The sequence below is a fragment of the Pseudomonas sp. TH21 genome (assembly GCF_016651025.1).
Taxonomy (GTDB): domain Bacteria; phylum Pseudomonadota; class Gammaproteobacteria; order Pseudomonadales; family Pseudomonadaceae; genus Aquipseudomonas; species Aquipseudomonas aylmerensis.
Map to the genome: position 1 here is coordinate 4,636,855 of NZ_JAEKEQ010000001.1, position 16,848 is coordinate 4,653,702.

The window sequence follows — 16,848 nt, forward strand, 5'->3', positions numbered from 1 at the left end:
CTTATCCTGTGAGGTTGGGAAATCAGCCGACTGCCGGCTCTTCATGGCGCAGGGAAATCCCCAGCAACGCCCGCCGCCGCAACCAGGGGCTGGGGCGGTAGCGCGGGTCATGGGTGAGTTCGCTCATACGCTGCAAAATTGTCAGCAAACGTCGCGGGCCAAGCGCATCGCCCCAGGCCAGCGGGCCGTTGGGATAGCCCAGGCCCAATTGCACCGCCTGGTCGATATCGGCGGGGGTGGCGATCCGTTGCTGCGCGATGTCGCAGGCCAGGTTGACCACCATCGCCAGGGTGCGCTGGGCGACAAAACCGACACTGTCACCGATCACGGTCACCCCGACCCCATCCGCCGCGAGCAAGGCATGCGCAGCATCACGCATGGCGGCAGAGGTCAGCGGGTTTTGCATCAGGGTGCGCTGGCGCGACAGGTCCGTCAGCACATCGATGCACACGGTGCGCGCCGGATCGGTGTCGAAGTGCACCGACGCGCTGGTCGCGTCCCGCCCATAAGGTGCCAGCAGGCACAGCGCGTCCGGCGACGGTTGTGGCGTGTTTTCCAGCTGGGCGCCGAGGTCGATCAGCAAGGCACTGAGGCGCGCATGGTCTTCACTGTTTTCGGTGGCGATCCACACCGGTGGCTGTTGCCGCACCGTCGGTACGGGCTGAGGCTGCGGGGCGTCCACTAACTGACCGTTTTCATAGCGGTAGAAACCCTGCCCGGTCTTGCGCCCGAGGCGCCCGCCCACCAGCATCTGCCGGGTCAGCGGTGACGGCCGGTAGCGCGGCTCCTGGTAGAACTGGGTGTAGATCGATTCCATCACCGGGTGTGACACGTCCAGGCCGGTGAGGTCGAGCAGTTCCAGCGGCCCCATGCGGAAGCCGGCGCCGTCACGCAGGATGCGGTCGATATCGCCCCGCGCAGCGATGCCCTCGTCGAGCATCTTCAGGGCTTCGGTGCCATAGGCGCGCCCGGCGTGGTTGACGATGAAGCCCGGGGTGTCCTTGGCGCGCACGCCGCGATGGCCCATGCGTGCAACCAATGCGAGCAGCGCGGTGGCGACGTGCGGCGCCGTGGCCAGCCCGTCGATGACCTCCACGACGCGCATCAACGGCACCGGGTTGAAAAAGTGCAGGCCCGCCACGCGTTCCGGGTAGCGGCAGCCGGTGGCGATGGCGGTCACGGACAGCGAGGACGTGTTGGTGGCGAGGATGCAATGCGGGCTGACAATGCCTTCCAGCTGTTGCAGCAGGCCGCGCTTGGCGTCGAGATTTTCGACGATGGCTTCGACCACCAGATCGCAATGCTGCAGGTCATCGATAAGCTCAACCACCTGCACGTTGGCCCACGCCGCATCCATCGCCGCCTGGCTGATCTTGCCCTTGCCCACCAACTTGGCAAACGTGGCGCCGAGGTTGTCGCGGGCCGCTTGCGCAGCGCCGTCGCGGGCATCGAACAGGCGCACCGCCACACCGGCTTGAGCGGCGATCTGCGCAATGCCCGCGCCCATCACACCGGTGCCCACCAGGCCCAACGTATTAAGGGTGTCGGTCATGCTTATTCCCCCCGGTATTCAGGCGTGCGTTTCTCGAAGAACGCCGCAGCGCCCTCCTTCTGGTCCTTTGAATCGAACAACAACTGGAAGGCCTTGCGCTCCAGTACCAGCGCACTTTCCAGCGGCAGGTCGGCACCGGCCAGCATCACTTCCTTGATCTGCTCGACTGCCAGGGGCGGCAGTGCGGCAATCTGCGCCGCCAGCTCCAGCGCCCGAGGCAGGGTCTGGTCGTCGCTGACGACTTCGCTGAGCATGCCCATCGCCAAGGCTTCTCGTGCGCCGACCATGCACCCGGTGAGCGCGATGCGCATCGCCTGGAACTTACCCACCGCGCGGATCAACCGCTGGGTACCGCCCGCCCCCGGCATCAAGCCCAGCTTGACCTCCGGCTGGGCAAACCGCGCCGATTCGCCGGCGATGATCAGGTCGCAATGCATCGCCAACTCGCAACCGCCGCCCAGGGCAAACCCGTTGACCGCGGCAATCACCGGCTTGGGGCAACGGCTGATGGCTTCCCACAGGTACTCGGTGTGGCGTCGATACATATCGATTGCGCCTGCGCTGGCGAACTCTTTGATATCGGCTCCGGCGACAAAAAACTGCGCGCCACCGGTCAGCACAATCGCACGCACCTCGCGGCGTTTGGCGAGTGCCCGAAAATGCTCGGCAAGGGCCTCACGCACCTGGGCATTCAGGGCGTTCTTGACCTCGGGGCGATGAATACGGACCACGGCCACGCCGTTGTCGTGGACGTCGAGGGTTACCACGGGTTGGTCTGCGCTGGTCACATTCACTCCTGCTGCAACGTTCTTGTTAGTCGGCCTGTCACTTGTTTCGCTGTGCGAAATAACATTCCGTATTTAGCCATGATCATAAGTATCGACCCTGCAGGTGTAAACGCAAAACCCCCAATCCATTTGAAAATAGCCGCTAACCCGCTGTTTCCACAGGTGTTATCAGCAAGCGTCGGAAAACCTCAACATCTTGCTTTGTTTCGCTGTGCGGAATAGAATTTTGTTTTGTTGATTTTATAAAAAAATGAGGCTTAACATGCGCCGTCAAAACGCGGACCCGGATAGCTCAGAAGTCCCGGCTGGCAACCACGCTTTCGAGCATGTGTTGATTGACCCGATGAACAACGATGAGGAGGAAGACAAGGACCGCCAGTTCGTCACTGCGCTGGCCCGTGGCCTGGAACTGCTGCGCTGCTTTACGCCCAGCGAGAGTGTGCTGGGCAACCAGGAACTGGCGCGCAAGACCGGGCTGCCGAAACCGACGATCACCCGCATGACCCACACGTTGACCCGCTTGGGTTACCTCAAGCACCTGCCGCAGTCAGGCCGGTACCAGTTGGATGTGGGCGTGATGGCCTTCGGTTACGCGATGCTGTCGAACCTGTCGATCCGGGCCGTGGCCCACCCGTTGATGGAGACGATGGCCAAGTACGCCCAGGCGGCCGTTGCCATGGCCACCCGGGACCGCCTGGACATGGTCTACCTGGACGTGGTCCAGGGCGAAGCGAACATGACGATGCGCCGCCAGGTCGGTACGCGCCTGCCGTTGCACTTGAGTTCGGCAGGCCGCGCCTGCCTGGCGGCGATGCCGGAAAACGAGCGCGAGTTCATGCTCGACCATATCCGCCAGCGTCATCTGGAGGACTGGCCGACACTGCGCAAGGGGCTGGAACGCGCGTTCAGGGACTACACCGACTTCGGCTATTGCATGTCGATCGGAGAGTGGCACCGCGATGTAAACGCCATCGCCGTACCGCTGCTGCACCCACAACATGGCTTGCTGGCGTTCAACTGTGGCGGACCGAGTTTTCACCTTTCCCGGGAGAAACTCGAAGACGACATCGGACCGCGCCTCAAGCACATGGTGAACAATATCGTGGCCGCCACCCGCTAGCTGGATCGGTGTGCGGCCTCGGCAGATTGACGATAACAGGCCCGCTGAACGGGCCGCTGAGGAATGCACATGATCCGAGACCCGCAAACACTTCATATCCTGGTGGATGCCATTGCGCAGTTCGTCAACGAAGCGCTGATCCCACGGGAAAACGAAGTCGCCGAGACCGATGAAATCCCGGCGGACATCGTCAGCCAATTCCAGGAAATGGGCCTGTTCGGCCTGACTATTCCCGAAGCCTACGGCGGCCTGGGGCTGACCATGGAAGAAGAGGTGACCATCGCCTTTGAGCTGGGGCGCACCTCCCCCGCCTTCCGCTCCTACTTCGGCACCAACAACGGTATCGGCTCCATCGGCATCCTGCTCGATGGCACCGAAGCGCAGAAGGCGCATTACCTGCCGTTGCTGGCCAGCGGCGAGCTGCTCAGTTCGTTCTGTCTCACCGAACCGGACTCGGGCTCGGATGCCGCCTCGCTGAAAACCACCGCGGTGCGCGACGGCGATCACTATGTAATCAACGGCACCAAGCGCTTTATCACCAACGCGCCCCACGCCGGGATTTTCACGGTGATGGCCCGTACTGACACGGCGATTCGCGGCTCGGGCGGTATCAGCGCGTTTATCGTCGAACGTGAAACACCGGGGCTGTCGCTGGGCAAGCGCGACCACAAGATGGGCCAGCAAGGTGCGCATACCAGCGATGTGATCTTCGACAACGTGCGCGTTCCGGCCAGCCAATTGATCGGCGGCGTCGAAGGCGTGGGCTTCAAGACCGCGATGAAGGTCCTCGACAAGGGGCGCCTGCACATCGCGGCCGTCAGCGTGGGAGCGGCAGAGCGCATGCTCAACGACGCGCTCAACTACGCCATCGAACGCAAGCAATTCGGCCAGCCGATTGCCGAATTCCAACTGATCCAGGCCATGCTTGCCGACAGCAAGGCCGAGATCTACGCCGCCCGTTGCATGGTGCTCGATGCCGCGCGCAGACGCGACGAAGGCCAGGACATCGGTACCGAAGCCTCGTGCTCGAAGATGTTCGCCACGGAAATGTGCGGGCGGGTAGCCGACCGTTGTGTGCAGATTCATGGGGGTGCCGGCTATATCAGCGAGTACGCCATCGAACGGTTTTACCGGGATGTGCGCCTGTTCCGCCTGTATGAAGGGACCACGCAAATCCAGCAACTGGTGATCGCCCGCAACATGATTCGCGCGGCGCAGCGCTAGGACTCACCGCAATACCCATACCCAATGCCCTAACAACTACAAACAAGGTATCGCTATGGAAGTCGCCGCATCGGCGGGCGCGTTGTCGCCTGCCAAAAACCACCTGTGGATCATCGTATTCATCTTTTGCTTCCTCGGCCTGCTGATCGATGGCGCCGACCTGATGCTGCTGTCCTACAGCCTCAGCAGCCTCAAAGCCGAGTTCGGCCTGAGCAGCGTCGAAGCCGGCAGCCTGGGCAGTTTCACCCTGGCCGGCATGGCCATCGGCGGGATCTACGGCGGCTGGGCCTGTGACCGTTTTGGCCGGGTGAAAACCGTGGTGTGGAGCATCGTGCTGTTCTCTGTCGGCACCGCCATCCTGGGCATGACCCACAGCTATTGGCAGTTTGCGAGCACGCGGTTTTTCGCCTCCCTCGGCCTGGGCGCGCTGTACGTGGCGTGCAACACCCTGATGGCCGAATACGTGCCGACGCGCTATCGCACCACCGTCCTCGGCACGCTGCAGGCGGGCTGGTCGGTGGGGTATATCGTCGCCACCTTGCTGGCCGGCTGGATCCTGCCTGAACACGGCTGGCGCTGGCTGTTCTACGTGGCGATCATCCCGGTGGTCCTCGCAGTCCTGATGCAACGCCTGGTTCCGGAACCCCAGGCCTGGCTGACGGCCCGCGCCGAACGCGCGCGGCAGAAAGCCGATGGCACCCGGCACGCGCAGAAGAGCAAGCCCGACGGCATGTTCAAACTGATTTTCAGCGATCCAAAAGCCAGCCGCATGTTCCTGCTCTGGGCCCTCACCGCAGGCTTCCTGCAGTTCGGCTACTACGGCGTGAACAACTGGATGCCGTCGTACCTGGAAAGCGAGCTGGGGATGAACTTCAAGTCGATGACCAGCTACATGGTCGGCACCTACGCGGCGATGATCTTCGGCAAGATCCTCGCCGGCCTGGCGGCGGACCGCCTGGGTCGGCGTACGGTGTTTGCCGTGGGTGCGTTGGGCACCGCGATCTTCCTGCCGGTGATCGTACTGTTCCAAAGCCCCGAGAACATCTTGTGGATGCTGGTGGTGTTCGGCTTCCTGTACGGGATTCCCTATGGCGTCAACGCCACCTACATGACTGAAAGCTTCGAAGCCAAGTTTCGCGGTTCGGCAGTGGGGGGCCTACAACATCGGCCGCATCGGTGCCGCCGTGGCGCCAGCCGCCATTGGTTTCCTGGCATCCCACGGCTCCATCGGCGTGGGCTTTCTGGTGATGGGCGGCGCGTACTTTATCTGCGGGGTGATCCCGGCGCTGTTTATCCGCGATAAACAGTTCGATCCACAAAAACAGTAAAGCCGAGCGGGCCGGTGGCAGCGCCGGCCCTTGTTTGCCAAATAACTGGCGTCAGTCTTTGCTTGCCGGTTTAACCTGAAAAGAAGGCGATTGATTTATAAGGGTTTTAATTTAGTTAAAACCAATTGGCATGGATCTGGCTCTAACCTCTTTCAAGCAGGTTACGCGATGACAAGACGTGCGGCAGTGCCCAGGGGTTATAACCCACTGTAAAGCGGTTTAAACTATTCCCATGTTTTACGGAACTGAAGGAACAGTAAGACGCTTGGCACTCGCCACTCTCATCGAGCCTGTAAGACAGCCAAGTGCTTAGAGGCCGATCGTTTATGAAAACACCCACCCAGACCAACGCAATTGACTTCGACAGTGCCAAATTGCAACGCCTGGGCTTTGGTCAGCCGTCCCTCCTGCCGCGCCGTCCCATCACCCTTCTGCAACTTCGCCAGCAACTGGGCATGCAACTGCAGACCAGCCTGGAACCGGAGCGCATCCTCGCGACGTTTTTCCGCGAGATCCAGCGCCTGGTGCCGCTGGACGCCCTGCAATATCGCCACGCTGCCAGCGATCTGCGCCTGGAGTTCGGTCATCGCGGCCACCATTCGATGAGCTATAGCCTGAGCCACGAAGGCGAGCATCTGGGCGAGCTGATTTTCCGGCGCAACCAGCGCCTGCTGGAAGAGGAACTCGGCCAGCTGGAGTCGCTGCTGGCAACCTTGCTCTACCCGATGCGCAACGCCCTGCTCTACCGCGCCGCCACCCGCAGCGCGCTGCGTGATCCGTTGACCGAGACCGGCAACCGGATTGCCATGGACCAGACCCTGCAACGGGAAATCGACATGGCACGTCGTCACCTGAACCCGCTGTCGCTGCTGATGCTGGACATCGACCACTTCAAGAACATCAACGACACCTACGGCCACGCCGCCGGCGATAACGTCCTGCGCGCCGTTGCCGGAGCGATCAAGGCCCAGTTGCGCAATGTCGACATGGTCTTCAGGTTTGGTGGGGAAGAGTTTCTGATCCTGCTGTCGAACACCGGCCGGGATGCAGCCGCAATGGTCGGCGAACGCCTGCGCCAGGCGGCACAGGCCCAGGATTATTCGGCGGAGGGTAAACGGATCGAATTGACGGTGAGCCTCGGCTGCTCGACCTTGCTGGCCGCCGAGTCTGCGGAAAGCCTGCTGCGCCGGGCCGACAACGCCTTGTACGTGGCCAAGCGCGAAGGCCGCAACCGCCTGGCGATGGCAGGGTAACCCCCACCACCGCCGTTACATCAGGCTTCGCTGGCCACCCGCGCCGGGCGCTCACGCACCAGCACCGCCGGCTTTTCCTTCTCCAGGCGCATGCAGCTTTCCAGGAACAGGTACATGTAGTCGTAGCTCTTGCACACGGCCTGGCGCAGCTCAACCTGCAAGGCTTTGCTGGGGTTCATGCCGGCCAGGGTGCAGATGATTTCCAGCGCCTCCCACGGGTGGGCGTCATCGTACTGGGCATGCATCTTCAGCCACTTCATCGCGCGCTTGCGGTCTTCCTCGGGGAAAGCCGCCGCGTAGACACCGGTGGAACACACCACCGCCGACCACTCCCCAGTCGCCCCCTCGATCGCGTAGTTGGTCGCGGCGATGGCCACGATCAGCGAATCGGCCGAGCTGGTGTGCCAGCACCAATGGCTGAGCGCGTGCAGCTCCGGCGGCACGTTCTGCGCCTGCAGTTCTTCGAGGCTGACGCCATGCGCACGGGCCCAATGCACCCAATAATCGGCGTGGTTCAGTTCCACGCGAATGTTGCGCATCAGCCAGCGTCGCGCCATATCCTCCCCAGGATGGCGGGCAAACTTGGTCTTGGTAAGGTTCTGTGCCATGTACAAGGCAAACTGTTCCACCACGGGCCAGCCACCGATCAGGTAGTGACGCAGGGTCTTGGCGCTGAGCGTGTTATCGCGCATGCGCTGGTACAGTTCGTGTTCGACAACGCGCCGCTTGCTCTCGCTACAGTCCTGGATCAGTTGTTGCGCCCAGGCGGGGTAACTCGAGGCTTCCATAAGCGGGCCGGTTCTGTTGAATGTGTCGATCACTGTCGGGCTCCTTTTTAAGTGTGATGTACAGACCAGCAAAGGTTTCAGCGGAATGTGCCGGGCGCCTTGAATAACAGGGGCTGCGGCCGCGAAGGTCGACACTGCAGACTATCAAAGGTAAACAACTGCGGTCGTTCGATCAGGTAACCCTGAGCGTAATCCACCCCGATCTCGAGCAACGCCTGTTCGATGTGCGGTGTTTCAACAAACTCTGCAATTGTGCGCTTACCCATGACGTGGCCAATGTGATTGATCACTTCAACCATCGCGCGGTTAATCGGGTCGTCCAGCATATCCTTTACGAAACTTCCATCGATCTTCAGGAAGTCTACAGGTAAATGTTTGAGATAAGCGAATGAGGACATTCCGGCGCAGAAGTCATCCAGCGAGAAATGACAGCCTAAGGCCTTGAGTTCATTAATAAAGCGGATCGCACTGCCCAAGTTTGCAATTGCACTGGTTTCAGTAATTTCAAAACAGATCATGCTGGGCGGAATACTGTAAGTATGAAATTTCTCACGCAAGAATCCGAGGAAGTCATCATCACCGATAGTAATGCCTGACAGATTGATCGCACACATGGCCATCGGACGCCCCGGACGTTCGTGCATGCAGGCGGCAATCAGCTTGAAGACATTCTCGACCACCCAGCGGTCCAGGGAAGTCATCAGACCGTAGCGCTCGGCCGCCGGGATAAAGCTGTCCGGCAGGATGATGCGCCCGCCCTCATCGTGCAGGCGCAGCAGGATTTCTATATGCCCGTTGCCGCCGTCAGTGTGCCCCAGCGGCATGATTTCCTGGGCGTACAGGCAGAAGCGGTTTTCTTCCAACGCCATGTGCAGCCGCTGCACCCAGGCCATTTCGCCAAAGCGCACCGACAGTTCCGAGTCATCGGCGTGGTACACCTGCACGCGGTTGCGGCCTTTTTCCTTGGCCATGTAGCACGCCATGTCAGCCGCCCGCAGCGACGTTTCAAGGGTGGTCGGCGTGTGCCCGATGTGCACCAGGCCGATGCTGACGGTGGTCATGAACGGCCGGCCCTTCCACACGAAGTGCAGGCTTTGCACGGTATGACGCAGGCTCTCGGCGATTTTTTCCGCCACCGGTGCCGGGCAGTTCTCCAGCAGGATGCCGAACTCATCGCCGCCCAGGCGGGCCAGGGTGTCGCCTTCGCGCAGGTCCGACTGCAACAGTGCGCAGATATGCCGCAACAGCTCGTCACCCGCCGCATGGCCGCAGGTGTCGTTGACCAGCTTGAACTGGTCCAGGTCGAGAAACATCAACGCATGCCGCCCGCTCTGCGCGCCCCCGGCCGGGTGCAGCACCTGTTCCAGGCGGAACTCGAACTCGCGGCGGTTGGCCAGACCGGTCAGGGCGTCATGGGTCGCCTGCCACGACAGGTTGGCGATGTACTGGCGCTCCTGGGTCATGTCGTGCAGCACCAGCACCGCGCCCGTGACCTTGCTCGCGCTGCGGATCGGCGCGCCCACCAGGTTGACCGAAACGGTGCTGCCGTCCAGGCGCTGGATTGTTTTCGAATGCTCGCTGCCGCTGCTGAGCTGGCCCTTGACGATGTGCTCGATCAAGGTGAAACCGTCGGGCTGGGCATTGTCATCCAGCAGGTTGAACAACGCCGCCAGCGGCAGGCCCTGGGCCTGCGCCGTGTTCCAATGGGTCAGCGCCTCGGCCGCCGGGTTCAGGTAGGTGATGCTGCCTTCAACGTCGGTGGTGATCACGCCATCGCCAATCGACTCCAGGGTGATCTGCGCCCGCTCCTTCTCTTCCTGCAGCGCATCGGCAAAGGCATGGCGCTGGGCCAGGAGCTTGTGGGTGCGCAGCAGCGCCAGCACGATCAAGCCCAGGGCCGTGGTCAGGTTGGTGATCAGCAGCAGCCGCAGGATCATCCGCGAGCCTTCGCCCAACGCGTCGCTGAACGCCTTGGCGGCGGGTGTCACGCCTTCGTTGATGGCAATGATGTGCGCCTTCCATTGGCGCACATCATTGGCGTTGACCTGGTCACGGCGGATCGCCTGATGCATCTCCCGGGCCAGGTCATCGAGCTGCATCAGGTAGCCATCGCCCACCGTCCACAGCTCGATGGCTTTTTCCAGGTAGCTGAAATGCCGGAAATTGAGGTACAGCCAGATCAGGCTGGAGACGTCATCGGGATGGTTGCCGCCCTTGAGGATGCCCAGGCGGGCGGCAGCAAGATCGGGCGTGGGCCGATCCAGGGCGATGCGCAGCTCATGCCCGCCCTGGGGCACGGCAATCGCCTGCTGATACTTGAGATAGGTGGATTCGTCACGGTTGTCGGCGTAGAGCGTCAGGTAGTAGATCGCGTCTTTCTGGCCCTTCGACCACAGGCTTTCACCGGCCACGTAGCCGCGTACCGCCGAAAGCACGTAGAGACTGACGCAGCCCAACAATGCCTGAAACAGAACGACGGCGATGAAGGGCCACACAATGCCCAACAGCCGAGGCGTTCCGAGAGTCCGCTTTTGCTTCATGAAGTCCCTTACACATGCACTGCCCAATACGCACGCGAAAATCCGCTTCCGATAGCTAAGCCTAGGCTAAATCAACGCACTTGCTGCAAGTGTCCATATAGCTTGGCGTACAGGCCGCCATCGGCAATCAACTGCTGATGATCGCCGTCCTCAGCAATATGACCGCCGTCGAACACTAATACTCGATCCGCTTGCTTAACCGCCGACAAACGGTGAGCAATGATCAGTGTAGTACGGCCACTGAGAAACCGCGCCAGCGCCTGGTGCAGGTTGTATTCGGTGGCGGCATCGAGGGCGGAGGTCGCCTCGTCGAGGATCACCACTTTCGGCTCGGCGAGGACCATGCGCGCGATCGCCAGGCGCTGGCGCTGCCCGCCGGAAAAGCGCACGCCAGAGCGTCCCACCACACTGTCCAGACCCTGCGGCAGGGCTTTGACGGTGGCGTCCAACTGGGCAATTTCCAGCGCCTGCCAGCAGGCCTGGTCAGTGCGCTCACGCCCCATGGTCAGGTTGGCGCGAACGGTGTCGTTGAACAGCGCCGGGTGTTGCAGCACCACCGCGACGTTCTCGCGAATGGTCTCCAGGCCGATGGCCTGCTGGGTCGCTCCGCCGAAACGGATACTGCCGGCCTGCGGCGTGTACAGCCCGAGCAGCAACTGCACCAGGGTACTTTTGCCGCCGCCGCTGGCACCGACAATCGCGACCTTTTCACCGGGAGCGATGGCAAGGTTCAACTGGTTGAGCACCAGGTCATCGCCATAGCCGAAGTCCAGGCCGCGGACTTCGATGCCGACGGTTTCGCGGCCGCTGAACGGGTCTTCGCCGCCCGCATATTGCGGCTCGTCGGCACGCGCCAGCAGCTCGTTGATCCGCGTCAGCGCGCCACCCGCAGCGTAGTAGGCGTATTGCAGGTTGAGCAGTTGCTCCACCGGGCCGATCATGAACCACAAGTAGCTGAATACCGCGAGCATCTGGCCGATGGAAAGGTTGGAAAACAGCACCGTCAGCATCGCCGCCGCCCGGAAGATGTCGATACCGAACTGGAACAGCAAGCCACTGGCGCGGCTGGACGCGTCGCTTTTCCATTGCGAATTGATCGCGTAGTCACGCACTTCCTGGGCGCGCTGGCCAAGGCGTCCGAGGAAGAAGCCCTGGCGGTTGCCGGCGCGTACTTCCTGGATGGCGTCCAGGGTTTCGGTCAGCGCCTGGGTGAAGCGCGAGGTGCTGTCGTTTTCGAGCTTCTTCAGGTGTTTGACGCGCTTGCCCAATTGCACCGTGGCGTAGATCACCAGCGGGTTGAACAGCAGGATCAGCAAGGCCAGTTGCCAATGCATCCACACCAGGATGGCCGAGGTGCCGACCAGCGTGAGCATGGCCACCAGGAAGCGGCTGAGGGTTTCGCCGACGAACTTGTCCAGGGTGTCCAGGTCGGTGACCAGGTGCGTGGTCACCGTGCCGCTGCCCAGGCTTTCGTACTCGCCCAGGGAGATGCGCTTGAGGCGTTCGATCAGGCGCACGCGGATGCGGTACACGATGTCCTTGGCCAACCGCGCAAACAAGCGCGCCTGCACCACGTTGAACACCAGGGCGCCGCACCGCAGCGTCAGCGTCACCAGCAGCATCAGGCCGATATAACCGGCTGCTTTCTGCCAGCCCAGGGGCAGCGCATGGTTCATCACCTTGAGCGCGGCATCGCCGTGGCCCAGCAGCACTTCGTCCACCAGCAACGGCAACAGCAAGGGAATGGGCACGCTGCACAGGGTCGCCAGCACGGCAACGCCATTGGCGATCCACAGGGATTTACGGTGCCGCAAGGCCAGGCGGCGAATTTCCGCCCAGGTCAGTCGGTCGACGCGTTTGGGTTGCTCATCGGGCCGGTCATACACAGGCAGCTCGCTCCAGCCAACGGGCGAGCAAGGGCGACAGTTCCGACAGCGGCTGGTAGCCGTTGGTCAGCAACGCGAGCTGGCCATTGCGTTCGGCCAGCAGCGTCGGGAAACCGGCGATGCCCAAATCCTGGACCCAGGTGAAATCGGCGGCGGTCGCGGCGTGCTGCTCGGCACGGTCGAACGCACCGGCAAACTCGATGCGCGGGATGCCGGCCTGCTCGGCCAGCTCCACCAGCACGCTGGCGAGGGTCACATCGCGACCCTCGACATAAAACGCGCGCTGGATCAGCCCCAGCAGTGTCCACGCGCAATCCGGCGCCAGGCTGCGCGCGGTGACGATGGCGCGACAGGCGGGCTCGGTGTCATAGACAAAACCGTCGGGCAACGCACCTTCGCGCTTGAACGGCTGGCCGGTGGCATCGGTGACGGCCTGCCAGTGCTCCAGGATGTAGCGCCGGGTGGTCGGTTCCAGCGCCGCGCCGCTGCCGGTGCGCAAGCCGCCCACCACCAGGTGCAGTTCCACCCCGGCCGCCTGGGCCTGCTCTACCAACGCCTGCGCCACCGGGGCAAAGCCCCAGCACCAGGAACACATCGGGTCCATTACATAGAGCAGGCGCGCGGACATGGGTCAGGCCTCGGAAGGGGTTTGCTTATAGTTGAAGCCAATCGGGTGCGGCATGTTGCGGGCCTTGGCCAGCTCGATCTGCTTTTGCCGGTCGATCGCGCTGCGACGGGTCTTCTCCGGCAGCTTATCCCAGCAATGTGGACAACTGATGCCGGCCACATAGTGCTCGGACGCGCGGTCTTCCACGCTCACCGGTGTGCGGCAGGCATGACATTGATCGTAGTCGCCTTCGCTCAAGTCGTGGCGCACAGTCACGCGATTGTCGAACACAAAGCAGTCGCCCTGCCATTTGGTTTCTGCCTGGGGCACCTCTTCGAGGTACTTCAGGATGCCGCCCTTGAGATGGTAGACCTCATCGAACCCTTCGCTGAGCATATAGCTCGAGGCCTTCTCGCAACGAATGCCGCCGGTGCAGAACATCGCGACTTTCTTGTGCTTGGCAGGGTCGAAGTTGGCTTTGATATAGTCGGGAAATTCGCGAAAACTAGTGGTTTTCGGATCGATTGCGCCTTCAAAGGTGCCAATCGATACTTCGTAGTCGTTACGCGTGTCGATCAACAGCACTTCCGGATCGCTGATCAGCGCGTTCCAGTCTTGTGGATCAACGTAGGTACCGACTTTTTTGTTCGGGTCGACGCCTTCGACACCCAGGGTCACGATCTCTTTCTTGAGCTTGACCTTGGTGCGGTAGAACGGCTGGTCGTCGCAGTACGATTCCTTGTGGTCGATGTCGACCATGCGTGGATCGTTCTTCAGCCACGCCATCAGCCCGTCAATGCCTTCGCGGCTGCCGGAAACGGTGCCGTTGATGCCTTCTTCGGCGATCAGCAAGGTGCCTTTGATGCCATTGTCGACCATTGCTTGCAGCAATGGCTCGCGCAGGGCGACGTAATCTTCCAGGGTGACGAACTTATACAGTGCCGCCACGACAATCGGTTGAGTCATGGGTGTTCTCTCCAGGTGGCTACCCTCGTAAGGGGTGAACCGGATGTCGGCAGCTGCGGGCTTTTAACCGCAAGCTGCCAGTAAACGCAAAAAAAACGCGCCGACTGGGCGGCGCGTTGCGGATTCTAGCAAAACCCCGATGCGACTGCATCGACACTCAATCACCGATATTTCCTTGACGCCCTCACGGCATTGGCTGACCTCGGCCCAGACCACCTGCGTGATAGCGTCTTGCGTCGCCCATGGGACCCGCCTTTGGACAGTTTTATTGGAAGATCGATTGATATGGACACCTCAACTCCAAGCAGTCCGCTACTGGCGCAACTGGTGGAACACCCCGTCACTCCTGGCGCAGGGAGGGTCGATTTGAGTACCGCCTTGAATAGACTCAAACTCACCAGCGTCTTCGACATTGTCGACCAGCCCAAGGCCGAATTCATCCGTCAATTGGCTCAATACACTGATGACGATGGCGCCCAGGCCTATGAAAATGCGCTGTCCTACGCCACCCAGTTGCAATGGCTGCACGACCAACAATCATTCAGCCCGCGCCCTGCCCCCTCCCACAGCAAGCGCGACCTGGGTTCAAAGGCGCCCAGCCCGCTCAACGAGGACTGGGGGAATGTCTGCCACCCGGAGGCCATCGCCGCTATCGACTCACCGGTTGCCTACCTGCGCACGCTGTTTCTTTTTGCAACTCAACTGGAAAAAAAAACCGCGGCAACCAGTAAAAAAAAAATCCTGTTGAGCCAACGACGTCCGGACCTGGGACGCTTATTGATCGACCACGACACAACCTATTCTCAACGCCCCCTGCTGACACTCATTGATGAGATGTTGCACGTGCAGATCCAGCTCCACCATCCGGATAAGGACCTGCATCAACAACTCAGCAGGGCGCGCTACCCCATGGCGTTGCCTTACCACCATCATCATCGCCAGTGCCAGCTGGCACTCTCGGGAACCCGGTACTCCCTGGGTGAGTTGAATTATCGAATCAGCAAACGCTTGCCGTTTGACGACGCCAGCAGCGCACGCTATGCCACGGTCACAAAGCCCAATGCCAATACCCAGCGGCTGCTGGGTGAACTGAGTCCGGAGCAGCAAAAGCTCTTGGCGCAATCGCTCGTTCCGGAAGACACTTTGTATGAAATCTACTACGGCCGGCCTCGGAAACCGCCGACCCAGATGGCAATCCCACTGGAAAACCTCGACGTCTTCTTGAAAAGTACGGCGTTGAACAGCCTCCAATTGCAGGCACTGTTGGCGCAAAACAGTTTCGCTCCCCACGCCTCTCTCTCGACCAAGGGCCAGACACTGCCGACCTTTGGGGCGCGCTACGTCAACGGTACTGGTGACCCGCCCATGACTGTGGAGGGCATCTCCACCAGCAGGCAAACCGCGCAACTGCTGAATACCTCGCACGACCGGTTTGATCGCATGCAACGGATGATCCGCCTGCAACAGTGGGTCAATCTGCCTTTCGCCGAGCTGGACACTTTGATCGTCAGCGCCATGGAGTGTGAGGGCACAGCCAACTCGAGCCTGCGCATCAGCCCCAATACCCTGCGCGCACAAGGCGTCTACCGCTACCTGAGTCGGCACTACGCCCTTAAGCCATTGGAGTTTTCCGCGTGGCTGCATCGCTTGCCCGTTCAGGCCAGCGCCAATGAGCAGCCGCTGTTCGATCAAGTGTTCAACCGCACAGCGGTGTCCTCGCAACCCCTGCCGCTGGACGACCAGGCCTTCGATTCACACACCCGCCAGCAACTCTGCGCCGCGCTGACGTTGAGGGACACGCCGGATTCACTGCAATTGCTCATCGAGGCCACGCCGGCCCCTGTCGCCCGAAACCTTGCCACGTACTCCGCGATCTATCGGCAAGCGCGGATCGCTCAAGTCTTCGGCCTTTCTGTCCTGCACTGCAAACAACTGGCTGACGTGCTCGGCCCGTCGACCTGGGCGTCGCTGGTCACCCCCACATTACGCATCAAGAAAGCCGCTCCGATGGATTTTCTCGATGTGCTGATGCAAATGGACTGGGCCGTCACGTGGCTCAAGGCCTGCGGTACCAGCGTGACGCAGCTGCGCCAGCAATTGCTGCTGGAACCCATTACTGACAGCCCGGCACTGCAACGCGGGGTCGACCTGCTGAGACAAGGGTCGCACTCATGCATCCAACAGTTCCTGGAAAGCCCGGAGCCGGCCGTCTACAGCAATGAGCTGAAACTCTACTACGGCCAACATTTTATGCCTGAGCCTGAGCCTGAGCTGGCACCGGTACACCTGATCCTGCTGGTTCCAGACATCACCACATTGTTGTCCTTGCCGGTTAACGGCACGTCGCTACGTCAATTGCTGCTCAACCCTCATTGGCTGGACAGCGAGATGACGAAAGGCGCGCTGGTCGGGCTGAACCTGGGCACGCTTTATCTATTACAGCGTTTCAGAGACTGCTGCGATACGTATGGCCTGGCGCAGGACAGCCTCCTGGCGTTTTTCCAGGGCGCCAACAACAACGGGCCGCAAAACCCCAACGCCCAGCTGAGTCAATGGTTGGGCTGGGATGAACGCGAGCTGCGCGTGCTCACGGCGACATTGCCCTCAGGCATGGTCAGGTCCATGGACCAACTGGATTGGATCATGCGCTGCCGGCAAGCCTGCACCCTCACCCGACTCTCCAGCCAGACCCTGCTCGACACCAGCGAACTGGATATCCAAAGCGACTTCAGCAGTTGGCAGTCCGTGGGTGAAGCCGTCGTCGCCGCACGTCAATAACGCTGCATCTCAATCAGC

11 protein-coding genes and 1 pseudogene are annotated in these 16,848 nt (G+C 61.3%); 5 read left to right on the forward strand and 7 right to left on the reverse strand.

Features of this window, described 5'->3' with window-relative positions:
• Nucleotides 1–22: 22 nt before the first annotated feature.
• Nucleotides 23–1,552 carry a 3-hydroxyacyl-CoA dehydrogenase gene (locus JFU04_RS20435; protein ID WP_201145604.1) on the reverse strand — a complete coding sequence of 510 codons (1,530 nt, stop codon included), beginning with the start codon at nt 1,550–1,552 and terminating at the stop codon, nt 23–25.
• A 2-nt stretch (nt 1,553–1,554) separates the two neighbouring features.
• The gene (locus JFU04_RS20440) at nt 1,555–2,340 is read right to left on the reverse strand and encodes an enoyl-CoA hydratase (protein WP_120449278.1); all 786 of its coding nucleotides are present in this window, start codon (nt 2,338–2,340) and stop codon (nt 1,555–1,557) included.
• Between the two features lie 250 nt (nt 2,341–2,590).
• Between JFU04_RS20440 and JFU04_RS20445 the strand changes: the two genes are divergently transcribed.
• The 4 genes and pseudogenes from JFU04_RS20445 to JFU04_RS20460 all read left to right on the forward strand — a co-directional run bounded on the left by JFU04_RS20445 (nt 2,591) and on the right by JFU04_RS20460 (nt 7,265).
• Entirely contained in the window at nt 2,591–3,460 is an 870-nt protein-coding gene (locus tag JFU04_RS20445) for an IclR family transcriptional regulator (RefSeq protein WP_065904331.1), read from the forward strand.
• A gap of 69 nt (nt 3,461–3,529) precedes the next feature.
• Nucleotides 3,530–4,684, forward strand: a complete 1,155-nt coding sequence (locus tag JFU04_RS20450) for an acyl-CoA dehydrogenase family protein (protein WP_065904329.1) — start codon at nt 3,530–3,532, stop codon at nt 4,682–4,684.
• A gap of 55 nt (nt 4,685–4,739) precedes the next feature.
• A pseudogene (locus JFU04_RS20455) lies at nt 4,740–6,012 on the forward strand (MFS transporter).
• Between the two features lie 326 nt (nt 6,013–6,338).
• On the forward strand, nt 6,339–7,265 hold the full coding sequence (locus tag JFU04_RS20460; RefSeq protein WP_065904326.1) for a GGDEF domain-containing protein: 927 nt from the start codon (nt 6,339–6,341) through the stop codon (nt 7,263–7,265).
• Between the two features lie 20 nt (nt 7,266–7,285).
• Here JFU04_RS20460 and JFU04_RS20465 read toward each other — a convergent pair whose 3' ends face one another.
• The 5 genes from JFU04_RS20465 to trhO all read right to left on the reverse strand — a co-directional run bounded on the left by JFU04_RS20465 (nt 7,286) and on the right by trhO (nt 14,052).
• Complete coding sequence (locus JFU04_RS20465; RefSeq protein WP_207200669.1) at nt 7,286–8,053, reverse strand: TenA family transcriptional regulator; 768 nt, start codon at nt 8,051–8,053, stop codon at nt 7,286–7,288.
• Between the two features lie 77 nt (nt 8,054–8,130).
• Nucleotides 8,131–10,593, reverse strand: coding sequence for an EAL domain-containing protein (locus JFU04_RS20470; protein ID WP_106803084.1), 2,463 nt, complete (start codon nt 10,591–10,593; stop codon nt 8,131–8,133).
• Nucleotides 10,594–10,664: 71 nt separating this feature from the next.
• Nucleotides 10,665–12,479, reverse strand: a complete 1,815-nt coding sequence (locus JFU04_RS20475; protein ID WP_201145606.1) for an ATP-binding cassette domain-containing protein — start codon at nt 12,477–12,479, stop codon at nt 10,665–10,667.
• Nucleotides 12,472–13,074: a DsbA family protein gene (locus tag JFU04_RS20480; RefSeq protein WP_177343946.1), complete on the reverse strand. Its 603-nt coding sequence runs from the start codon at nt 13,072–13,074 to the stop codon at nt 12,472–12,474. The genes JFU04_RS20475 and JFU04_RS20480 overlap by 8 nt, the downstream gene beginning before the upstream one ends.
• A gap of 36 nt (nt 13,075–13,110) precedes the next feature.
• Entirely contained in the window at nt 13,111–14,052 is a 942-nt protein-coding gene (gene trhO / locus JFU04_RS20485; protein WP_033900937.1) for an oxygen-dependent tRNA uridine(34) hydroxylase TrhO, read from the reverse strand.
• Nucleotides 14,053–14,337: 285 nt separating this feature from the next.
• On the opposite strand from trhO, the gene JFU04_RS20490 reads away from it, so the two are divergent.
• Entirely contained in the window at nt 14,338–16,830 is a 2,493-nt protein-coding gene (locus tag JFU04_RS20490; RefSeq protein WP_201145608.1) for a Tc toxin subunit A, read from the forward strand.
• The last annotated feature ends 18 nt before the right edge of the window (nt 16,831–16,848 follow it).